This is a genomic window from Sphaerisporangium krabiense, assembly GCF_014200435.1.
GTDB lineage: Bacteria > Actinomycetota > Actinomycetes > Streptosporangiales > Streptosporangiaceae > Sphaerisporangium > Sphaerisporangium krabiense.
The window spans coordinates 4,207,853-4,227,420 of the sequence record NZ_JACHBR010000001.1; the positions used below are offsets into that span (position 1 = coordinate 4,207,853).

At 72.1% G+C, this 19,568-nt stretch carries 27 protein-coding genes; 14 read left to right on the plus strand and 13 right to left on the minus strand.

Going from position 1 to position 19,568, the window contains the following annotated elements:
- Positions 1 to 112: 112 nt before the first annotated feature.
- The 4 genes from BJ981_RS18590 to BJ981_RS18605 all read left to right on the plus strand — a co-directional run bounded on the left by BJ981_RS18590 (position 113) and on the right by BJ981_RS18605 (position 3,893).
- Positions 113 to 856: a lytic polysaccharide monooxygenase gene (locus tag BJ981_RS18590; RefSeq protein ID WP_184612586.1), complete on the plus strand. Its 744-nt coding sequence runs from the start codon at positions 113 to 115 to the stop codon at positions 854 to 856.
- Positions 857 to 1,030: 174 nt separating this feature from the next.
- Entirely contained in the window at positions 1,031 to 1,639 is a 609-nt protein-coding gene (locus BJ981_RS18595; protein WP_184612587.1) for a DUF305 domain-containing protein, read from the plus strand.
- A gap of 36 nt (positions 1,640 to 1,675) precedes the next feature.
- Positions 1,676 to 2,719: a TRM11 family SAM-dependent methyltransferase gene (locus BJ981_RS18600; protein ID WP_204070237.1), complete on the plus strand. Its 1,044-nt coding sequence runs from the start codon at positions 1,676 to 1,678 to the stop codon at positions 2,717 to 2,719.
- A 133-nt stretch (positions 2,720 to 2,852) separates the two neighbouring features.
- A complete protein-coding gene (locus tag BJ981_RS18605; protein WP_184612588.1) occupies positions 2,853 to 3,893 on the plus strand; it encodes an alpha/beta hydrolase-fold protein in 1,041 nt (346 codons plus the stop codon).
- On the opposite strand, the gene BJ981_RS18610 is transcribed toward BJ981_RS18605, so the two are convergent.
- The 4 genes from BJ981_RS18610 to BJ981_RS18625 all read right to left on the minus strand — a co-directional run bounded on the left by BJ981_RS18610 (position 3,871) and on the right by BJ981_RS18625 (position 6,265).
- Positions 3,871 to 4,209, minus strand: coding sequence for a hypothetical protein (locus BJ981_RS18610; RefSeq protein WP_184612589.1), 339 nt, complete (start codon positions 4,207 to 4,209; stop codon positions 3,871 to 3,873). The two genes, BJ981_RS18605 and BJ981_RS18610, sit on opposite strands and share 23 nt — an antisense overlap.
- Positions 4,210 to 4,267: 58 nt before the next feature.
- Positions 4,268 to 4,609, minus strand: coding sequence for a putative quinol monooxygenase (locus BJ981_RS18615; protein WP_184612590.1), 342 nt, complete (start codon positions 4,607 to 4,609; stop codon positions 4,268 to 4,270).
- A gap of 82 nt (positions 4,610 to 4,691) precedes the next feature.
- A complete protein-coding gene (locus tag BJ981_RS18620; protein ID WP_184612591.1) occupies positions 4,692 to 5,414 on the minus strand; it encodes a 4'-phosphopantetheinyl transferase family protein in 723 nt (240 codons plus the stop codon).
- Positions 5,411 to 6,265 (minus strand): metallophosphoesterase family protein, encoded by an 855-nt coding sequence (locus BJ981_RS18625; protein WP_372436901.1) that lies wholly within the window; start codon positions 6,263 to 6,265, stop codon positions 5,411 to 5,413. The genes BJ981_RS18620 and BJ981_RS18625 overlap by 4 nt, the downstream gene beginning before the upstream one ends.
- A 74-nt stretch (positions 6,266 to 6,339) precedes the next feature.
- Between BJ981_RS18625 and BJ981_RS18630 the strand changes: the two genes are divergently transcribed.
- From BJ981_RS18630 to BJ981_RS18645, 4 genes are all read left to right on the plus strand, one after another.
- On the plus strand, positions 6,340 to 7,989 hold the full coding sequence (locus tag BJ981_RS18630) for an ABC-F family ATP-binding cassette domain-containing protein (protein WP_184612592.1): 1,650 nt from the start codon (positions 6,340 to 6,342) through the stop codon (positions 7,987 to 7,989).
- A 192-nt stretch (positions 7,990 to 8,181) separates the two neighbouring features.
- Positions 8,182 to 8,616: an ester cyclase gene (locus tag BJ981_RS18635; protein WP_184612593.1), complete on the plus strand. Its 435-nt coding sequence runs from the start codon at positions 8,182 to 8,184 to the stop codon at positions 8,614 to 8,616.
- A 9-nt stretch (positions 8,617 to 8,625) separates the two neighbouring features.
- Positions 8,626 to 9,897: a PP2C family protein-serine/threonine phosphatase gene (locus BJ981_RS18640; protein WP_204070239.1), complete on the plus strand. Its 1,272-nt coding sequence runs from the start codon at positions 8,626 to 8,628 to the stop codon at positions 9,895 to 9,897.
- A 44-nt stretch (positions 9,898 to 9,941) separates the two neighbouring features.
- Positions 9,942 to 10,154 carry a hypothetical protein gene (locus BJ981_RS18645; RefSeq protein ID WP_184612594.1) on the plus strand — a complete coding sequence of 71 codons (213 nt, stop codon included), beginning with the start codon at positions 9,942 to 9,944 and terminating at the stop codon, positions 10,152 to 10,154.
- Positions 10,155 to 10,157: 3 nt separating this feature from the next.
- On the opposite strand, the gene BJ981_RS18650 is transcribed toward BJ981_RS18645, so the two are convergent.
- Positions 10,158 to 10,604: a hypothetical protein gene (locus BJ981_RS18650; protein ID WP_184612595.1), complete on the minus strand. Its 447-nt coding sequence runs from the start codon at positions 10,602 to 10,604 to the stop codon at positions 10,158 to 10,160.
- Between the two features lie 233 nt (positions 10,605 to 10,837).
- Between BJ981_RS18650 and BJ981_RS18655 the strand changes: the two genes are divergently transcribed.
- Positions 10,838 to 11,128 (plus strand): YiaA/YiaB family inner membrane protein, encoded by a 291-nt coding sequence (locus tag BJ981_RS18655; RefSeq protein ID WP_184612596.1) that lies wholly within the window; start codon positions 10,838 to 10,840, stop codon positions 11,126 to 11,128.
- 6 nt (positions 11,129 to 11,134) lie between these two features.
- Here the strand turns inward: BJ981_RS18655 and BJ981_RS18660 are convergent, their stop codons facing one another.
- The 6 genes from BJ981_RS18660 to BJ981_RS18685 form a co-directional block, all read right to left on the minus strand.
- Entirely contained in the window at positions 11,135 to 11,767 is a 633-nt protein-coding gene (locus BJ981_RS18660) for a response regulator (protein ID WP_184616228.1), read from the minus strand.
- 74 nt (positions 11,768 to 11,841) lie between these two features.
- Entirely contained in the window at positions 11,842 to 12,969 is a 1,128-nt protein-coding gene (macS, locus tag BJ981_RS18665) for a MacS family sensor histidine kinase (protein WP_184612597.1), read from the minus strand.
- Positions 12,970 to 13,013: 44 nt separating this feature from the next.
- Complete coding sequence (locus tag BJ981_RS18670) at positions 13,014 to 13,319, minus strand: branched-chain amino acid transport AzlD family protein (protein WP_184612598.1); 306 nt, start codon at positions 13,317 to 13,319, stop codon at positions 13,014 to 13,016.
- Positions 13,316 to 14,179: an AzlC family ABC transporter permease gene (locus BJ981_RS18675; RefSeq protein ID WP_239139219.1), complete on the minus strand. Its 864-nt coding sequence runs from the start codon at positions 14,177 to 14,179 to the stop codon at positions 13,316 to 13,318. Before BJ981_RS18675 ends, BJ981_RS18670 begins: the two co-directional genes overlap by 4 nt.
- Positions 14,074 to 14,670, minus strand: coding sequence for a GNAT family N-acetyltransferase (locus BJ981_RS18680; protein ID WP_184612599.1), 597 nt, complete (start codon positions 14,668 to 14,670; stop codon positions 14,074 to 14,076). Before BJ981_RS18680 ends, BJ981_RS18675 begins: the two co-directional genes overlap by 106 nt.
- A 128-nt stretch (positions 14,671 to 14,798) precedes the next feature.
- Complete coding sequence (locus BJ981_RS18685; RefSeq protein ID WP_184612600.1) at positions 14,799 to 15,149, minus strand: STAS domain-containing protein; 351 nt, start codon at positions 15,147 to 15,149, stop codon at positions 14,799 to 14,801.
- A gap of 318 nt (positions 15,150 to 15,467) precedes the next feature.
- Here BJ981_RS18685 and BJ981_RS18690 point away from each other — a divergent pair, with 318 nt between their 5' ends.
- The 5 genes from BJ981_RS18690 (at position 15,468) to BJ981_RS18710 (ending at position 18,091) form a co-directional block, all read left to right on the plus strand.
- Positions 15,468 to 15,758 carry a DUF6458 family protein gene (locus BJ981_RS18690; RefSeq protein WP_184612601.1) on the plus strand — a complete coding sequence of 97 codons (291 nt, stop codon included), beginning with the start codon at positions 15,468 to 15,470 and terminating at the stop codon, positions 15,756 to 15,758.
- 205 nt (positions 15,759 to 15,963) lie between these two features.
- The gene (locus tag BJ981_RS18695) at positions 15,964 to 16,356 is read left to right on the plus strand and encodes a ChaB family protein (protein ID WP_184612602.1); all 393 of its coding nucleotides are present in this window, start codon (positions 15,964 to 15,966) and stop codon (positions 16,354 to 16,356) included.
- Positions 16,357 to 16,458: 102 nt separating this feature from the next.
- Positions 16,459 to 16,908, plus strand: a complete 450-nt coding sequence (locus BJ981_RS18700) for a hypothetical protein (RefSeq protein ID WP_184612603.1) — start codon at positions 16,459 to 16,461, stop codon at positions 16,906 to 16,908.
- Entirely contained in the window at positions 16,905 to 17,168 is a 264-nt protein-coding gene (locus BJ981_RS18705) for a DUF4235 domain-containing protein (RefSeq protein ID WP_239139220.1), read from the plus strand. The genes BJ981_RS18700 and BJ981_RS18705 overlap by 4 nt, the downstream gene beginning before the upstream one ends.
- A gap of 527 nt (positions 17,169 to 17,695) precedes the next feature.
- The gene (locus BJ981_RS18710; RefSeq protein ID WP_184612604.1) at positions 17,696 to 18,091 is read left to right on the plus strand and encodes a hypothetical protein; all 396 of its coding nucleotides are present in this window, start codon (positions 17,696 to 17,698) and stop codon (positions 18,089 to 18,091) included.
- Between the two features lie 125 nt (positions 18,092 to 18,216).
- Here the strand turns inward: BJ981_RS18710 and BJ981_RS18715 are convergent, their stop codons facing one another.
- Both BJ981_RS18715 and BJ981_RS18720 read right to left on the minus strand, forming a co-directional pair.
- A complete protein-coding gene (locus BJ981_RS18715) occupies positions 18,217 to 19,218 on the minus strand; it encodes an SDR family oxidoreductase (RefSeq protein WP_184612605.1) in 1,002 nt (333 codons plus the stop codon).
- Between the two features lie 11 nt (positions 19,219 to 19,229).
- Positions 19,230 to 19,484 carry a hypothetical protein gene (locus tag BJ981_RS18720; protein WP_184612606.1) on the minus strand — a complete coding sequence of 85 codons (255 nt, stop codon included), beginning with the start codon at positions 19,482 to 19,484 and terminating at the stop codon, positions 19,230 to 19,232.
- Positions 19,485 to 19,568: the final 84 nt, after the last annotated feature.

The window sequence follows — 19,568 nt, forward strand, 5'->3', positions numbered from 1 at the left end:
GCCGTCACGTGAATGGGGTCTTGACGATGTGCTCGCAGGTAAGGGACCGCTATTTACTCTTAGGAAACTTTCCTTTATATTCTCGGGCATCCCCCCAGGAAAGGAGCGTGGTATGCGGAAAAAGATCATGTACGGAGCGACCGCGCTAGTCGCAGCAGGCGTCACGGTGCTCTCCGCCACCCCTGCCTCGGCCCACGGTTACATCTCCCAGCCGCCGAGCCGTCAGGCGTTCTGCGCCCAGCGCGTGGTGCCGGACTGCGGTGACATCGTCTACGAGCCGCAGAGCGTCGAGGCCCCCAAGGGCTCGCGCGCCTGCAACGGCGGCGGCACCCGCTTCGCCGTGCTGAACGACGACAGCAAGGCGTGGCCCGCCACGAACGTCGGCACCTCGGTGACGTTCAACTGGATCCTCACGGCCCGGCACGCCACCAGCACGTGGGAGTACTACATCGGCAACACCCGCGTGGCCGTCTTCAACGACGGTGGCAAGCAGCCCGGCGCGACCGTGCAGCACACGGTGAACCTCTCCGGCTTCAGCGGCAGGCAGAAGCTGCTCGCCGTCTGGAACATCGCCGACACGATCAACGCGTTCTACAACTGCGTCGACCTCCAGATCGGTGGCGGCGGCCCCGGCACGCCGACCCCGACCCCCACGCCGACCGTCACCCCGACGCGGACCCCGACCCCGACCCCGACGCCCACCGCCACCGCGAGCGGCACCTGGGCCGCGGGCAAGGCCTACAAGACCGGTGACGTGGTCACCTACAACGGTGTCACCTACCGCTGCCTGCAGCCGCACACCGCGATCCAGGGCTGGGAGCCCCCGAACGTTCCCGCCCTGTGGGCGACGGCCTGATCCGATCCCTGTGGGTCCCGCCTCCGTGACCGGCCGATCGCCGACGGAGGCGGGCCCGGACGAGTGACCCGGGAGCGAGGCCGCCCCCGCCCCGGCCAGGTACGGCCCGGCCGGGACGGGGGGCCCGCTCCCGTACGTGTCCCCGCACACCGTCGATGAGAGAAGCCGGTCACGATGAAGCGCGCCGCCCTCGCCCTCGCCGCCGCAGCGAGCCTGATGGTGCTCCCCGCCTGCGGCGCGGCCGGGGCCTCCCCCTCCTCGACCGCGTACCCCACGCCCGCGTCGCTGCCGCCGTTCCCCCCGGCGCCAGGAGCGAAGAACAACGCCGACGTGCAGTTCCTGCAGATGCTGATCCCGCACCACAAGCAGGCGATCCAGATGGCCGAGATGGCCAGGACCAAGGCCGTCCACCAGGACGTCAGGGACCTCGCCAACGCCATCGCGGTCACCCAGACCTACGAGGTGCGGACCATGACCACGTGGCTGCTGGACTGGAAGAAGTCGCTCACGCTCAGCGGTCGCGTCAAGACCGAGCACGAGGAGCACTCCGAGACCAGGCAGTCCGACATCGCCGACCTCGGCCGCATGGAGGGGGCCAAGTTCGAGAGCACGTTCCTCGCCATGCTGATCGCCCACCAGCACAACGCCATCGCGATGGCGCGCGACGAGTACGCCAAGGGCAAGAACGTCGAGGTCCGCAACCTGGCGCACCGCATCGACCTGTCGCGCACGGCGCAGGTGCAGGAGATGCTCAAGGCGATGAACCGGCCCTCCGGCACGTGAATCGCCGGTGAGGGCCGCCGTCCGTAGACTTGGCCGGTGACGACACGCCGCTACGGGATCCTCATCATGCCGGCCGCGAACCGGGTCTACGCCGAGGCGTCGGTCGAGCTCATGGAGGCCGAGATCGAGGTCTTCGCCGCGGCCGTCCTCGGCGGCGGTCTGAGCCGGATCACCGCGGAGCCGATCGGCGGCGTCCCGTACATCACCTTCGACGCCCCCGAGCTGTCGGAGCGCGAGGTCGCCTACCTGTCCAACCTGTCGTCCCTCTACGCGCTGTTCGCGATCAACCCGGACGGCACGCTCGCGCCCGTCCCGTTGCGCCGGCTCGACCGCTTCGACGACGACCTGATCACCATCCAGAAGTACGCGGGCAAGACCAACGAGCACTTCACCAAGATGCTGCTGAACGCCACGATCCTGGCGTCCGACTTCGCCCGCGAGATGATCGACAGGCCGCTCGCCGTCCTCGACCCGCTGTGCGGCCGGGGCACCACGCTCAACCAGGCCCTGATGTACGGCTACGACGCGGCCGGGGTGGACGTCGACGGCAAGGACTTCGAGGCGTACGCGGCGTTCATGCGCACCTACCTCAAGCGCAAGCGCATGAAGCACTCCGCCGAGGTGGTGCCCGTGCGGCGCGAGCGCAAGCTGGTCGCCCGCAGGCTGGAGGTCTCGATCGGGCTCTCCAAGGAGGAGTACAAGGCGGGGGACAAGCGCAGGCTCACCGTCGTCAACGCCGACACCACCACCGCCGGCGCGTTCTTCCCCCGCGCCTCCTTCGACGTGATCGTCGCCGACGCGCCGTACGGCGTCCAGCACGGCAGCCGCGACCGGCAGAGCGCGCTCAGCAGGCGCCCGCTGGACCTGCTGACCGCCGCGGTGCCCGAGTGGACGGGGCTGCTGCGGCCGGGCGGGGCGATCGGGCTGTCCTGGAACACCTACGTCGCCCCCCGCGACGACGTGGCGGAGATCTTCGCCAAGAACGGCCTGGAGGTGCGGGACGACGGCCCCTACCGCCGGTTCCGGCACCGGGTCGACCAGGCGATCATCAGAGACGTCGTCGTCGCGCGCAAACCCTGAGCACGGAAAAGCCGGGAAGGCCGGAAGACAGGAAAAGGGTGGCGGCCTGCCCGAGGGGTCGCACAGGACGCTTTTTCTTCGCCATTCATGCCGTGTTTTCGTGATACGGATGGGAAAGGCGAAGGAGGATCTCATGCTGCCCTGGCAGGCCGATCTCGAAGGACGCGTCGACGAGCACGTCATCGACAGCGAAGCACTGCGCGGCAATCCCCTGAACGACCCGCACCGCCGCCCGCTGTGGGTCTACGTGCCCCCGGGATACGACGACGACCCCGGCCGCGCCTACCCCTCCATCTACGTGATCCAGGGCTACACCGGGCACATCGGCATGTGGCGCAACCGCACCCCGTTCCGTCAGCCGTTCGTCGAGACCGCCGACCAGGTGTTCGCCCGCGGCGAGGCGCCGCCGGCGATCGTCGTGTACGTGGACGCCTGGACGGCCTACGGGGGCAGCCAGTTCGTGGACTCGCCCGGCACGGGCCGGTACCACACCTACCTCTGCGACGAGGTCGTGCCCTGGGTGGACGCCCGCTACCGCACGCTCGCCGACCGCGACCACCGGGCCATCACCGGCAAGTCCAGCGGCGGGTTCGGGGCGATGATCACGCCGATGCTGCGTCCCGACCTGTTCGGCGCGCTCGCCACCCACGCGGGCGACGCCCTGTACGAGCACTGCTACCTGCCCGGCTTCGCCGAGGCGGTGCGCCATCTGCGCGCCTACGACGGCGACATCCTGCGCTGGTGGAAGGAGTTCCGGTCCCGCCCGGCCTTCACCGACCCCGCCGACGACGTGCTGCTCGTCGCCCTCGGCTGTTCCGCCGCGTTCTCCGCCCGGCCGGACGGCACTCCGGAGCTGCCCGTCGACCCGCGCACCGGAGAGCTGCGGCCCGATCTCTGGCGGCGGTGGCTGGACTGGGATCCGGTCCGCATGGTGCCGGAGCACGCCGACGCCATGCGGACCATGCGCGCGATCTGGATCGACGCGGGGACCAGGGACGAGTACTACCTGGATCTGGGCGCCGAGGCCTTCCGCCGCTCGCTGCTGGACAACGGGGTCTCGCCCGACGTCGTCCACTTCGAGTTGTTCGACGCGGGCCACGGCGCCATCGACTATCGCTATCCGCTCTCGCTGGCCTGGCTGGCCACGCGGCTCACTGAACGTACGTGCAGATGAGGGACTGGCTCACTCCCTGCCGGTAGTCGGTGACGACGCGGCGGGTGAAGAACTCGCAGGCCTGCCAGGGGTTGCCGCTGCCGACGTAGACGAGGTTGCCGCCGGTGCCGCGCTGGTAGCAGGAAAGGTTTCCCTGGTAGAAGCCGATCATCGAGTTGGAGTAGACCTTGGCGGCGCAGTAGTCGCCGAGACTGAGCGGGCTCATCACGATCTCGGCCGTGGCGAGGGTTCTGGCGTGGGCGGGGGCGGTGGTGGCGAGCGCCCCCGCGCCCGCCAGGAACATACCGGCTAAGAGGATGGCGGTACGTCGCAGCATGTGGTCTCCTTTTGAACGCTGCCCTGCTAGACGCAGTATCCATTAGGAAACTTTCTTGTCAATAGCCAAGATCTCCGAGATGGGAAAGCCGTTTCCCCGCCTCGGGCAGCTTCGCGCCGAGCACGTCCACCCGCTCGATCGTCGGCGGCCGGACGAACAGCTCGTCCGACCGGTCGAGCAGGGCGGTGGTCAGCCTGCCCATCAGGTGGGCCCGCCGGTCCTCCTCGGCGGCGAACGCCACGAAGGCGCCGAACGTCGTGCAGTTGACGCGCAGCGCGATCCACGCCGCGGTCCCCACCTCGTCCTCGACCAGGGCGCATCCCTCGCGCAGGAAGCCCTCGACGTCGTGTTCCCGGCCGGGCCGGGCGTGCACGCGTATCAGCAGGCCGCAGCCGATCATCGCGGATCCCCCCTTAGGCCGCGCGGGCCATCAACCTCCCCTACCCGCCGGCCGGCCCACGTGAACGCGCGGGGAGGCGAACTTACGCCGTCTTGGCGCCGGGAAGAGGCAGGTCCGCGACACCGGGCGCGGGCAGGTCCGCGACGCCGGGCGCGGGGACCACGATGGCGGTGAGGATCAGGCCGTTCTCCACCAGCAGGCGCCCGGAGAATCCCTGGAGCCGCGCGCCGCCCACCGCGGGCCCCGGCACCAGCAGCCGGGCCGCGAACGTGCCGCGCGCCGGATCGATCTCGACCTCGGCCTCCTCGAAGTCCAGCCAGAGCCCCGTCAGCGGGAACCACGCCTTGTAGACGGTCTCCTTGGCGCAGAAGAGCAGCCGCTCCCAGTGGATCGAGGCGTCCCGCCGGGAGAGCTCGCGCAGGTGGACGCGCTCCTGCGGCAGGGAGATCACCTCAAGGACCCCCTCGGGCAGCGGCCCGTTCGGCTCCGCGTCGATGCCGATGGCCGCGACCTGCGACGACCTGGCCAGCGCGGCGCCGCGGTAGCCCTCGCAGTGGGTGATGCTGCCCACCACGCCGCCCGGCCAGCCCGGCTCGCCGCGCGGCCCCGGCACCACCGGCACGGGCGGCAGCCCCAGCGCGTCCAGGGCCCGCCGGACGCACGCCCGCGCCGAGGTGAACTCCCTGCGCCGCTTGTCCACCGCCTGGGCGAGGGCCTCTTCCTCCTCCGGGAAGAGCTCGACGTCCGAAGGGTCCTCGAAGAGGTCGGCGCCGGCCACGGACGCGGGGACGATGCGCTCGATCACGGGGCGTCCTCGGGGAAGACCTCCCGCAACGGCTCCCGGCCCTCGCGGTCGTACATGCGCCGCTCGCGCGGGTAGCCGAGCGAGACCTCCTCGAAGCGCACGCCGTCGTACCAGGTGGTGCGCGGGATGTGCAGGTGGCCGTAGACCACGGCGGCCGCGTTGTACTTCAGGTGCCAGTCGGCGGTCTCGACCGTGCCGCACCACTGCGCGAACTGCGGGTAGCGCAGGATCTGGGTCGGCTCCCGCGTCAGCGGGAAGTGGTTGACCAGCACCGTCGGCAGCGAGGGGTCGCGCTCGGCGAGGCGGACAACGGTCTCGCGCACCCGGGCCCGGCACCAGGCGTCCCTGCTCGGATACGGGTCAGGGTGCAGCAGGAACTCGTCGGTGCACACCACCCCGGCGTCGTGCGCCCACGCTAGGGCCTCCTCCTTGGTGGTGCCGGGCGGGCGGAACGTGTAGTCGTACAGCAGGAACAGCGGGACGATCGTCACAGGACCGCCCGGGCCCCGCCACACCGGGTAAGGGTCCTCCGGGGTGAGGACGCCGAGGCGGCGGCAGACCTCGACCAGGTAGCGGTAGCGCGCCTCGCCGCGCAGCCGCACGGGATCGTCCTTGGGAGTCCACAGCTCGTGGTTGCCCGGCGCCCACACCACGGTGGCGAAGCGCTCCTTCAGCAGGTCGAGCGCCCACTCGATGTCGGCGGCCACCTCGCCGACGTCGCCGGCCACGATCAGCCAGTCGGCGTCCGACCTCGGCCGCAGCTTCTCGACGATCTCGCGGTTCTCCGGATAGGCGACGTGGATGTCGCTGATCGCCAGGAGCCTGCCGCCGGCCTTGCCGCTCACCGTCACATGGTGATCGTAACCGGCCTCGCCGGGTGCGCGCGGTCGCGCCCGTCCGCTCCGGGGGCGGATAGCGTTCAGACATGACCGCAACGATCGTCGCCAAGGACCTCGCCGCCGGGCACGGGGAGCGCGTGCTGTTCTCCGGGCTGGACCTCGTCGTCGCGCCCGAGGACGTCATCGGCCTGGTCGGCGTGAACGGCGCGGGCAAGTCGACCCTGCTGCGCATCCTCGCCGGACTGGTCCTGGCAGAAGGGGGCGCCGTCCAGGTGAGCCCGCCCACGGCCGCCGTCGGCTACCTCCCGCAGGAGCCCGAGCGCAGGCCCGGCGAGACCGTCGCCGACTTCCTGGCCAGGCGCACGGGCGTCGCCGCCGCGCAGCTCGCCCTGGACACCGCGACCGAGGGCCTGGTCGAGGGCCGCCCCGGCGCCGACGACGCCTACTCGGCCGCCCTGGAGCGCTGGCTCGCCCTCGGCGGCGCCGACCTGGCCGAGCGCGCCGAGGAGGTCGCCGCCGACCTCGGCCTGGCCGTCGAGCTCGAACGGCACATGACCGCGCTGTCGGGCGGCCAGGCCGCCCGCGCCGGGCTCGCGTCGCTGCTGCTCAGCCGCTACGACGTGTTCCTGCTCGACGAGCCGACCAACGACCTGGACCTGGACGGCCTCGACCGCCTGGAGCGCTTCGTGGCCGGCCTGCGCGCCGGCACGGTCGTGGTCAGCCACGACCGTGAGTTCCTCGCCAGGACCGTCACCAGGGTGGTCGAGCTGGACCTCGCCCAGCAGCAGGTCAACACCTACGGCGGCGGCTACGAGGCGTACCTGGCCGAGCGCGAGGTCGCCCGCCGCCACGCCCGCGACCGGTACGAGGAGTACGCCGACACGCGGGCCTCCCTGGAAACCAGGGCCAGGACCCAGCGGGCCTGGATGGAGAAGGGCGTCAAGAACGCCCGGCGCAAGGCCCCCGACAACGACAAGATCGGCCGTAAGTTCCGCAGCGAGGCCACCGAGAAGCAGGCCGCCAAGGCCCGCCAGACCGAGCGGCTGATCGAGCGCATGGAGGTCGTGGAGGAGCCCCGCAAGGAGTGGGAGCTGCGCATGGAGATCGCGGCCGCCCCGCGGGCCGGGGCCGTGGTGGCCACCCTGCGCGGGGCGGTGGTCCGGCGCGGCGCGTTCGCCCTCGGCCCGGTGGACCTGCAGATCGGCTGGGCCGAGCGGGTGGCGATCACGGGTCCCAACGGGTCGGGCAAGACCACGCTGCTGTCGGCCATCCTCGGCCGGGTCCCCCTGGACGAGGGGCACGGGGCGCTCGGCCCCGGGGTCGTGGTGGGCGAGGTCGACCAGGCGCGCGGCCTCTTCCTCGGCGACGAGCCGCTGCTGGAGGCGTTCGGCGCCGCCGTCCCCTCCCTCGCCCCCGCCGACGCGCGCACCCTGCTGGCCAAGTTCGGGCTCAGGGCCGCTCACGTGCTGCGCCCCGCCGCCACGCTCTCGCCGGGCGAGCGGACGCGGGCGGCCCTCGCCCTGCTGCAGGGGCGTGGCGTGAACCTGCTCGTGCTGGACGAGCCGACCAACCACCTCGATCTTCCGGCGATCGAGCAGCTGGAGTCGGCGCTGGCGTCCTATCCGGGCACGCTGCTGCTCGTCACCCACGACCGGCGCATGCTCGGGGCCGTCCGCACGACCCGCCACCTCGGCGTGCTGCGCGGCGAGGTCCGCGAGATCGTCCCGAGCGCCTGACCCCCCACGGGAACATCGCGCGTCCTCCGGGGCCTGCCACGGCCATGAAGGCGCTGGTCAGGGGGGTGCTCCCGTTTGGAGGAGCACCCCCCGCGTCGCGCATACTGGACACGAGGGAGCCGATGGGCCGCCGTACGGCGAACTTCCTCGTGCCGGGAGCGTGGGCACCCGGCCATGCACGAAAGGGCGCCAATGTCCCACTCCGACGATTTCACGGACCGGTTCGTCGAGGCATGGAACGCTCATGACATCTCCGCGCTGGTCAGGCTGTTCCACCCGGACGGCGTCATGGTCGCTCCCGGTGGGGTGGGCGAGGATCACGAGCAGATCGCCTCGATGCTCGAACAGTTCATGATCGCGTTCCCCGATATCAAGCTGACCCTCTGGACGGCCCTGCCGAGCGGTGAGAGCACGGCGCTGGAGATGGTCCTGTCCGGCACCCATCTCGGCCCCTTTCTGCTGCCCGGAGGCGGCACGCTGTCGCCCACCGGACGCCCCATCGCGGTGCGGACCTGCACGTTCACCACGCTGGAGGGAGGACGCATCATCAGCCATCGCGTCTTCTTCGACCAGTTCGAGCTGGCGACCCAGCTCGGGTGCACGCTCCACCCCCCCGATGAGGGCTAGGTGAGTCTCATGGGCGAATGCTCCGGTACGGAACGCATGCTGACCGCCTTGCTCGACGCCAGCCACCTGGCGGGGTTCGAGCAGGTGCCCTCCCTGGTCGCCGAGCACGCCGCGCGCGCCGGGCTGCGCGACGTGGTGATCTTCCTCGCCGACCTGCAGCAGGAGATCCTGCGCCCCGTCGTGGTCACCGGAGCGGCCGCCTCCGGGCCCACGGCCGCCGAGCTCAGCGAACTGAAGATCGACGCGACGCTGGCCGGCCGCGCCTTCCAGGAGGTGCGGTTCCTGCGGACCGGCGGCGAGGCGGGTCCCATCTGCTGGTGGGTGCCGCTGCTGGACGGCACCGAGCGCCTCGGCGTGCTGCGCGTCACCACCGACACCGCCGACCCGGCGTGCAAGGAGGCGATGCGGGCCCTGTCCGCGCTGGTCGCCATGGAGATCGTCTGCACCCGGTGGTACAGCGACTCCTACGCGCGCCTGGTGCGGACCCGGCCGATGAACGTGGCCGCCGAGATGTGCTGGAACATCATGCCCCCGCTCACCTTCGCCAACGGCGAGCTGATGATCGCCGGAGCGCTGGAGCCCGCGTACCAGATCGGCGGCGACGCCTTCGACTACTCCATCGCGGGCGACACCGCGCACCTGGCGATCTTCGACGCGATGGGCCACGACGTCCGCGCGGGCATGACCGCGAACCTGGCCCTCGCGGTCTGCCGCAACCGCCGCCGCGAGGGCGACGGCCTCGCCGCGACCAGTGTGGCGGCCGAGCGGACGCTGATCGACGAGTTCGGCCGCGAGACCCGCTTCGTCACCGCGATCCTCGCCGACCTCGACACCGTGACCGGCAGGCTGACCTGGATCAACCGCGGGCACCACCCGCCCGTGCTGATCCGCGGCGGCCGTCACCCCGGCCTGCTGTGCTGCCCGCCCTCCCACCCCCTCGGCCTGGACCTCGGCGTGCCGGTCACCATGTGCGAGGAGCAGCTGGAGCCCGGCGACCGCGTGCTCCTCTACACCGACGGCATCACCGAGGCCCGGAGCCGGCACGGCCAGGAGTTCGGCCTGGACAGGTTCGTGGACTTCATCATCCGCCACAGCGCCGACGGGCTGCCGATCAACGAGACGCTGCGCCGGCTGGTCCGCGGCGTGCTGGAGTACCACGAGGGGCGACTGCAGGACGACGCCACCGTGCTCGTCGCGGAGTGGCGCGGCGCGGCGCGGCAGGTGCTGGGAGAGTTCGGGGACGCGGCCGGCACGAGCACGGCCACGTCAGGCGCCCTTTGACCGCGCAGGCGGTTGGTCCCGGCCCACAGGGTAGGGCCTGGGACATGAGACGACGCTACAACGTCCGCGTGATCGCGGCCGCCGCCGGGCTGATCGTCTTCCTGGCCGGCGCCCTGTCCGGGGGCATCTCCCAGAACTGGTTCCTGTTCTTCGCCGGCCTGCTGGTGGCGATCGGCTGCATGGCGTACGTGATGATCACCGGCGAGAACTGGAAGATCGAGCGTGAGGACGACACCGCCAAGGTGCCGCGCGGCTGACGGCTACGGTTCGACGGCCGTCCTGCGCACGCGCACGCGTAACGCGTGGCCGTGGGTGGCGAACGGCCCCTCGCCCTCGGGGATGCCGGTGATCACGTCCACCACCAGCGTGCCCTCGTGGTCGTGCTCGCGCACCGAGGTGGCCGGCTCGGCGATCGAGCCGAGCAGCGCCCACAGGCGGCGGCGGACGTCCCGGTGCGTGGTGTGGGCGCCGACGACGGCCTCGACGTTGAGCACGCCGTCGTCGCCGACGTTCCAGCCCTCGACGGCCAGGCCCGGCACCCCGGCCGCCATCAGATGCGGCACCAGGTGGACCTCGGGCTCCTCGGTCACCCAGGCGTCCCGGCGGGCCAGGGCCGCCAGTTCCTCCACCTCGGGGGCGAACACGGCGGCGTCCCCCGCCCCGAAGCCCCGCTCGTCGGTGTCCCAGCGTCGCTGCGACGGATTCACGCTGCTCACTCCTCGCCGAGGGTCGTGGCCGACCGGACGGGCCGGTCACCTGACCAACTGAACAACTGATCAGCACTGATCAACGTGGAAGGCCCACGTTAGTCCCCGGCGGGAAAGCTTGTGGCCGGAAGACAAAACCCGGCCCGCCGAAATAGGGGTGCGCGAAAGTACTCAGGCGCGGCCGGGCACGTGTACTCAGGCGGCGGGCGGCGCGGTCCGGGAGCATCGTGGTCATGACCAAGCCGATTCACCCCACTCTCACCACCGCCTACTACGCCCAGTGCGTCCTGTCGTTCGGGGTGGCGCTCGGCGGGCTCGCGATCGGGATCGCCTACCTTCCGGTCGACCCCTGGGTGCGCGCGTTCCTCGCCGTCGCCACGCTGTACGCGGTCACCTCGGCCTTCGTCCTCGCCAAGTGCGTGCGCGACCGCCACGAGGTCGGGGCCGTCACCACGCGCGTCGACCAGGCGCGGCTGGACAAGCTGCTCGCCGAGCACGACCCGTACAAGGTCGAGAGCCTGTGAGGCGGGTCAGCCCTCGTCCAGGCCCCGCTCGATGGCGTACCTGACCAGCTCGACGCGGTTGTGGAGTTGGAGCTTGCTGAGCGTGTTCTGGACGTGGTTCTGCACGGTGCGGTGCGAGAGGACGAGCCGCTCGGCGATCTGCTTGTACGACAGGCCCTTGGCCACCAGGCGCAGCACCTCGGTCTCGCGCTCGGTCAGGCGCGGGCCGCCGTCGTCCGCGCCCGGCCGGGCGGCCAGGCGGCGGTACTCGCCGAGCACCAGCCCCGCCAGGCCGGGCGTGAAGACCGGTTCCCCCTCGGCGGTGCGCGCGACGGCCTCCAGGAAGTCCTGCCTGCTCGCCGACTTGACCAGGTACCCCGAGGCGCCGGCCTTGACCGCCTCCAGCACGTCCTCCTGCTCGCCGCTCGCCGACAGCACCAGCACGCGCGGGGGAGGCGCGCAGGTGGCCAGCCCCCTGGCGACCTCGGCCCCGGGCAGGTCGGGCAGCCGCAGGTCCAGGACCACCACGTCGGGGCGGACGGCGGCGGCGACCCGCAGCGCCTGACGCCCCTCGCCGGTGGTCGCCACCACCTCATGCCCCGCCTCGCCGAGGTCGCGGGCGACCGCGTCGCGCCACATCGGGTGGTCGTCCACCACCATGACCCGGAGCCGCTTCACGACCGCTACTGTACGGCGACCGGCGGGGGCCGGCCGGCGTACAGGGTCGTGAGGCGTCAGGGGCGGGCGGGCGCCGGGATGGTCATCTCGACCTCGGTGCCCTGCCCGGGGACGGAGACGAACTCGACCCGGCCGCCCAGCCCCGCCACCCGGCCGCGGATCGACTGGGCGACGCCGAGCCGTCCCTCGGCCTCGGCCTCCGCCAGGCGCCCGGCCGGGATGCCGGGGCCGTCGTCGCGCACGGTGACGGTGACGCGGCCGTCGTCGGCCTCGGCGAACACCCACGCCCGCGCGCCGTCGCCGCAGTGCAGCCGGACGTTGTCCAGCGCCGCCCCCACGGCCGCCGCGACCTCGCGGGCCCGGACCGAGGGGAGCAGGAGCGGTGTGGCGGGCGCGGACACCGTGACCGACGCCGACCCGTACCGGCGCAGCAGGGCGGAGACGTCGGCGAGCCCGGCGCCGTCCGCGTGCTCCTGGGGCTCCCGGGGCCCGGCGCGGACCAGCTCGCGCAGCACCGCCTCCTGCTCGCCGGCGAGCCGTCCGAGCTCGGCGGCCTCCCCGCCGAGCTCCAGCCCGCGGCGGCGCACCAGGGCGAGCACCTGCAGCACCGAGTCGTGGATGCCCCGGGCCAGCCGGTCCCGCTCCCGGCCCGCGGCCTCCATCTCCGCCGCCCGCTGGAGACGCTCCTCGGCCTGCTTGGTCAGCCGCGCTGTGTGGCCCACCACGACCCCGGCCAGGACCAGCAGGACGGCCCCGTTGAGGGGGACGCCGGGGTTGGCTCCCGGCGCGCCGCGCAGCCACAGGTCGGCGGCGGCCAGGACGAGCGCCGCCACCGCGCCCGCCCGGCGTCCGGCGTACACCGCCCAGGCGAGCACCGGGCCGCCGATCCACGTGCCCGTGATCGGCATGACGCCCGCCGGGCCGGCGTCGGAGCCCTGGACATAGGGGGAGGACAGCAGGAAGCCGAGGGTCACGAGCACGTCGGCGACCAGGAGAGGGCGTGACCTGGCGGTGGCGTAGGCGAGCGTGGTGACCGCCGTCCACAGCGCCATCAGGCCGATGACCAGCCATCCGAGGACGGGACGCGCGTAGCCTCCCGCGCCCGCGAGCAGCAGCGCCGCGTGGCCGAGCGAGGCGGCGCGGTAGACCGCGATGGCACGCCAGAACTGCCGCTCGATCTCCACCGATCACCCCTCCGGCACGGCGCCGACACCGGAGACCATGGACCTCACAGCACCAGGCGGAGCAGCGCCGTGGTGGCGACGGCCGCCCCGACGACGATCAGGAACGGCGCCCGGAGCAGGATCGCGATCACGGCCACGCCGAGGCCCGCGGCGCGCGGGTCCAGGGTGAGACGGTGGTCGGCGGAGACGAACGTCTGGGTGGCGATCAGCGCGGCCAGCAGGCCCACCGGGAGCAGCGCGGCGATCCGCCGCGTGCGCGGATCGCTCAGGATCCGCTCGGGCACCGACAGCCCGGCCAGCTTGAACAGGTAGCAGCCCACGGCGGCGGCGATCACGGCGTACCAGATCAACGGCTCTCCTCGGCGGACGGCGCGGCGGCACGCCGCAGGAACAGGGCGAGCACGGCCACGGCGGCGCCCGCGAGCAGCACGGGGACGCCGGCGGGCAGCAGCGGCGTGGCGATCAGCGCCGTCCCCGACGCCAGCACCGCCGCCGCCCATGGCGTCCCGCCGCGCATGCGCGGGGCCAGCAGGGCCAGGAAGGCGGCGGGCGCGGCGACGTCCATGCCGAGCACCTCCGGCTCGGGCAGCACCTGGGCGCCGAGCGCGCCGAGCAGGTTCCCGAGCCCCCACATGACGAACAGGGCGAAGCCGGTCGCCCAGAAGCCGAGCCGCCCGGCCCGCTCGTCCTCGCGGACGACGGCCATCGCGGTGGTCTCGTCGATGACGAGCTGCGCGGCCAGTGCCTTGCGCGCTCCCCTGACCCTCAGCAGGGGCGCGAGGCGCAGGCCGTACAGGGCGTTGCGCCCGCCGAGCAGCACGGCGACGGCGGCGCCCGCCAACGGGGCGCCGCCGGAGCCGATCACGCCCGCGATGGCGAACTGCGACGCGCCGGTGAACATCAGCAGGGACAGCGCCATGGTCTGCGGGACGGTGAGCCCGGCGGCCGTGCAGATCGCGCCGCAGGAGACCGCGTAGGCCCCGCTGGTCAGGGCGATTCCGGCGGCGTCGCGGAGGATCGCGGCCCGGGTGGCGGGCCACTCGTCACCGGGCGCGGGCGCGGGGGCGGGGCCGGCCGCGTCGAGCGGGCCGGGGGTGTCGGTGTTCAGGGGAGTTCCTCGCCGCCTGGCGCCGGGGAAGAGAGCGCGGGACGGCCCCGATGGGCCTTCCAGTCCGGGGCGAGGACGGACATGACGATCGCGTCGTGCCACTCGCCGTCCCAGCGGAGCGCGTCCCGCAGCACGCCCTCCCGGACGAAGCCGACCTTCTCGTAGACGTGGTGGGCCCGCGCGTTGAACGCGAACACCTCAAGGCTCACCCGGTGCAGCCCCGCCTCCTCGAACGCGTGGGCGAGCGTGAGACGGATGGCCTCGGTGCCGTACCCCTTGCCGTAGGCGCGCGGGCCGATCAGGGCGATCCGCAGGTTGCACGCCAGGTTCTCGGGGTCGAGCTCGTTGAGCACGACCTCGCCGACGTAGGCGCCGTCGCCGGCGTCGCAGATCGCGAGGTCGAGCCGGTCGTCATGGGCGCGGCGGCTCGCGTACCACCGGGTCACCGCGTCGCGGTCGGCCGGGGCGTGCGAGCCGGTGAGGCGCCGGGTCTCGGGGTCGGTCACGAGCTTCCACAGGCCGTCGGCGTGCTCGGGTCCCACGGGGCACAGCACGACCCGCTCGCCGGTCAGAGTGGGTTTGTCGCTGAACATCACGGGTCCAGTGGCTACCACCCGCACCCCCACCCGGGCAAACGCAATAACGGCCCCGCGCCGCCGGCCGGCCGCCTGCGAGCCGACGGGGAGTCGCCGAGAGTGGGCGGGACGTCCGCCGGCGCGGGCTAGTGCGCCCGGTCGAGATCGGAAGGAGCCGCGTGGTCGCCGACCCTGGTGAAGGCGCCGCCGAGTTTGGTGAGGTCCAGGATGCGGCGTAACGGACCCTGCACGTTGGCGAGCGCCATGGTGCCCTGGATGGCTCCCGCGGCGCGGCTGGCGCGCAGCAGGGCCCACAGTCCGGAGGAGTCGCAGAAGGTGAGAGCGGCGGTGTCCACGGTCAGGTGGTGATGGCCGCCGTCCAGGGCCGCCGCGACGGCGTCGTCCAGGCGGGCGGCCGACAGAACGTCCAGTTCGCCGATCAGGGCCAAGGTGGTGTGGTCTTGCTCGTGCGCCGTGTGTACGGACAGGCGTGCCACGATCGGGTCCGATCCACGGTGCGAAAGAGGTCGCCTATGCGCTCGACCCGAGCGCGAGCAAGTCACCGCATTACCCACCGTACGCGGATGTCGGTGTAAACGGCAGCCCTACAGCCGCGGGGGATCGCCGAGGCCGGGCATCTCGTCGTAGAGCCGAGGCCGGGCATCTCGTCGTAGATCAGCTCGCGGACCTCGGCCATGGGGACAGGCGGCGCCCGTGTCCGGCGAGGAGCGCGAGCGCGGCGCACGGTCCCGGTCCCCGACGTTTGAGATTCGCACGGAGGAAAGTAGGGGGCTTGAGGACCGAAGGAGGCATCCATGACCATCGCCGGAAGCATCTTCCTGATCATGCTCGGCGCCATCCTCACGTGGGCCGTCGAGTTCGACCTCGCCGGGGTCGACATCAACGTCGTCGGTGTGATCCTCATGCTGGGCGGCATCGTCGGGCTGATCTTCGGCATCTGGCGCCTGAACAGCGTGCGCCGGACCGCCGTCACCCGCACGACCCCGGTGACCCCCGTCGCCACCGCCGGCCCGGTGACCCCGGTGGACACCGCGCGGACCACCCACGTCTACGAGGAGCGCCGTTACGACGACCCGATGGTCTGACCGGAGGCCGCGCGGCGGCGCGGTGCGTCATGGGTCAGGTGTCATGGCAAGTCATGACACGGTCGGCTGGACGGCCGGTTTCTCCCAAGGATTCGGCGGCCCGCTACGGCGGGCCGTCCCCGAGGGAATGAAGACGTAGGTCCTCCGCCATGCCCACGGCGGCCCCGCCCGGCACACCCGGCGCAGATTCGAGGAGGGACACCACATGCCCGGAAAGCAGGAACTCCCGTCCACGCTCGAGCGCTCGCCCAAGAAGGCGCAGGAGACGTGGATCAAGGCCCATGACTCGGCCGTGAAGACCTACGGCGAGGGACAGCGCGCGCACAGGACCGCCTACTCCGCGCTGAAGCACTCGTTCGAGAAGGTCGGCGACCACTGGGAGCCGAAGGGCAGGAAGGGCCCCTCGGACGCCCAGGCCGCGCGCAGCACGCCGGAACCCGGCCACACCGCCGAAGGCGTGGACGCCAACGCCAGCAAGCAGCACCTCTACAAGGTCGCGGCCAGGCTCGGCGTCGAAGGCCGCTCCCGGATGAGCAAGGACGAGCTCGTCGAGGCCATCAAGAAGGCCAACCGCAGGGCCACCGCCAAGGCGCGCTGACCTGCGGGCCGCGACCGTCCCTCCGGTCCGGCGCGCCCGCCGGAAAGCCAGTTAGAGCCCTCGGCTCAGGGGTAGCGGGGGTCCATGGCAAAGGAGGACACGATGGCGGATACCACCGATCGTGCGAAGGACGCGCTGACCGGCATGAAGGGCGGCGCGGCCGATCTCGCCACCAAGGCGGGCGACCACGCGGGGAGCGCGGCGTCCGCGGCCGGAGAGAAGGCCGCGGACCTGGCGTCGAAGGCCGGTGAGAAGGCCGGGGTGCTCGCCGCCAAGGCGGGCGACAAGGCCGGAGACCTCGCCGCGAAGATGGGCGACAAGGCCGGTGACCTGGCCGTCAGGGCCAACGACAAGGCGGGCGAGCTGGCAGCCCTGGCCGGTGACAAGGCCGGGGAGCTCGCCGGCAGGGCCAGGGAGGCCATGCCCCCCGAGGTCAAGGACGCGGCCGACAAGGTCGTCGCCGGGGCGAGGAACCGTCCGTGGCTCGTGGCCGCCGCGGCGGCCGGACTGCTGCTCGTCTGGCGCGCGGCGCGGAGGAAGAACAGGACGTGAAGAAGCTCGCTTACCGGTCCGTGGGTGCGCTGTCCGGCATGCTGGGCGGCTTCATCTCCGGCATGATCTTCAAGCAGGTGTGGAAGGTGGCCGCGGGCAAGGGCGACGCGCCCCAGGCCACCTCCTCGCAGTACGGCTGGGGCGAGCTCCTGGTCGCGGCGGCGATCCAGGGCGCCATCTTCGGCGTCGTGAAGGCCGCCATCGACCGCGCCACCGCGGAGGGCATCCACAACGCCACCGGCACCTGGCCCGGCGACTGACCCCAAGGTCGCCAGGCCGAGGACCATCCCGTGCCGCGCGGGGAAAGAGAACTCGTGGTGGAGGAGCCGGGTGGCGTCGTGCGAGACGAGCCGCTCGGCCTCCGCCTCCAGGACCGAAATGCGCGCCTCCCCCCTGAATCCCGGGGCGGCGTGCAGGTCGACGCGCACACACTTCGTGACCCGCCGCGAGAAAAAGCAGCGGCCCGACCTCCGAGAAGTCCAGCCTCCCTCTGGGCGGGCGTCGGCCCTGAGAAGCACATCAGGGCCTTGAGAAGCGGACTTCACCGGCGAGAAGCCGTCGCGGCGACCTCTGGATATCCGGTGCGTGGCGAGCCGGCCGCTGCGATGGACCTTCACCAGGCTCGACGCCTGGCTCACGGCACCCCGCCGGCTCCAACGCGAACCTCTCGTCTCGCGACGTCATGTCCGGCGGCGTGACCGGCCGGACGCTACGCTTCGTGCTGTTGATCTTACGTTATGTGTCCGTGATCTCGTCTCGCGGGAAGACGGACCCGGAAAGGAACAGCATGATCAGCACGAAGGTGCCCATCCGGATCGCCGCGGGAGCGCTGGCCGCCGCAGCGGTCCTGGCGCCGGCCGCCGCCCAAGCCGCCGGGCCCTCGCCCTACGCTCAGGCCGCCGCCGCGGTCAAAGGTAACGGCACTCTGGCCTACGGCAAGAACATCGTCTCCGTCTCACGGATCACGGCGGGCCGGTACTGCGTCCAGGTGGGCAAGGACATCGACCTGTCCAAGGAGGTGGTGCAGATCACCTTGTGGAACGACTTCGGTAAGACCGTCGGGGCCTTCATGCCTCCGCAGAGTGCCTGCAAGAACGAACCCAGCACCATCCTCGTCCCCACCAACAGCGTCAACCCTCCGAGCGCCAACGTCGACACCGCGTTCTTTCTGAGCATCCCTTAGACCTGGCCGTATCGCCGCGCTGCGGCTGCGCGCTCGCGCCGCGGGACTCGCACGAGGGGACACGGAAGGCCGGCCCTTCCCGCCAGGGCGGGGGAGGGCCGGGCCGTGTGGTGGTGCGGACCGCGTCAGCGTTTGCGGGCGGCGCGGAGGGCGAGGGCGGCGGTGGCCGTGGCGGCGAGGGCGGCGGTCAGGCGGGTGCGGTTCTGGGAGAGCCACACCTGGACGCTGCGGTCCTTGGAGCGCCGGTCGAAGCTGCCGTGGGCGCCGTAGTCGCGGTCCTCGTCCGCGGGCTCCCAGAGGTTGGCCACGCCGGTCGGCTGCTTCTCGTCGGTCTGCTGGGACTTGACGCCGGTCCTGCCCAGGTAGCGGTCGATCAGTCCGGGCGCGAGGCGCTCGCCGATGATCGTGGCGGCCGTGCTGCCGCCCACCCAGTACTCGCGCCGCGACGGGTGCTCGGCCGCGTACACGATGGCCCCGGCGGCGACCTCCGGCTGGAAGATCGGCGGGACGGGCTGCGGGTGGCGGCGCAGCCGGGACAGCACCCAGTCGAACTGCGGGGTGTTGACCGCGGGGAGCTGCACCATGGTGATCTTCACGTCGCTGTGGTCGTGCATCAGTTCGGTGCGGACCGACTCGGTGAAGCCCTTGATCGCGTGCTTGGCCCCGCAGTACGCCGACTGCAGGGGAATGCCGCGGTAGGCGAGGGCGGACCCGGTCTGCACGATGACGCCCCGGTTGCGGGGCCGCATCCGCCGCAGGGCGGCGCGGGTGCCCCAGACGTAACCCAGGTAGGTCACGGCGGTGGTCCGCTCGTACTCCTCCGGCTCGACCTCGCCGAACGGGGCGAACACGGAGGAGAACGCGACGTTGATCCACACGTCGATGGGGCCGAGTTCCTTCTCGACGGCGTCGGCGGCGGCCTCGACCTGCCGATGGTCGGCGACGTCCGCGGGGAAGACCTTGGCCGTGCCGCCGGCCGCGCCGACCTCGGCGGCGCCGGCGGCGAGACCGGTCTCCCCGCGGGCGATCAGCGCGACCTTGGCGCCCTTCTCGCCGAGGATCCTGACGACCGCCCGGCCGACGCCACCGCTGGCGCCGGTCACGACGACGACCTTTCCTTTCAGCATGCGGGTGCTCCTCAGCCGGTGGACCGCGGGCCGGTGCCGAGGCGGCGCTGCCGCCTGACGGCGATGGTGACGTCGACGGCGGCCACCACGATGACCACGGCGGCGATGATGGCCGGGATCGTGGCTCCGGCCACCACACTGATCACGCCCACGGCGAATGCCAGGAAGATAACGAACGACGCCAGGCGAATGTGGATGACGTCGCGCGGTGTGGCCGTGACCATGGGCTTTCCGGTCTCGGACCGCTGTTCAGGAGTCTCGTACATCTTCCGTCCCCCTTCCCGATGGACCTTCCCCATACCCGACAAATCAGACGTCATGTGCCCTCCGGGTGATCGCTCGCCGGATAC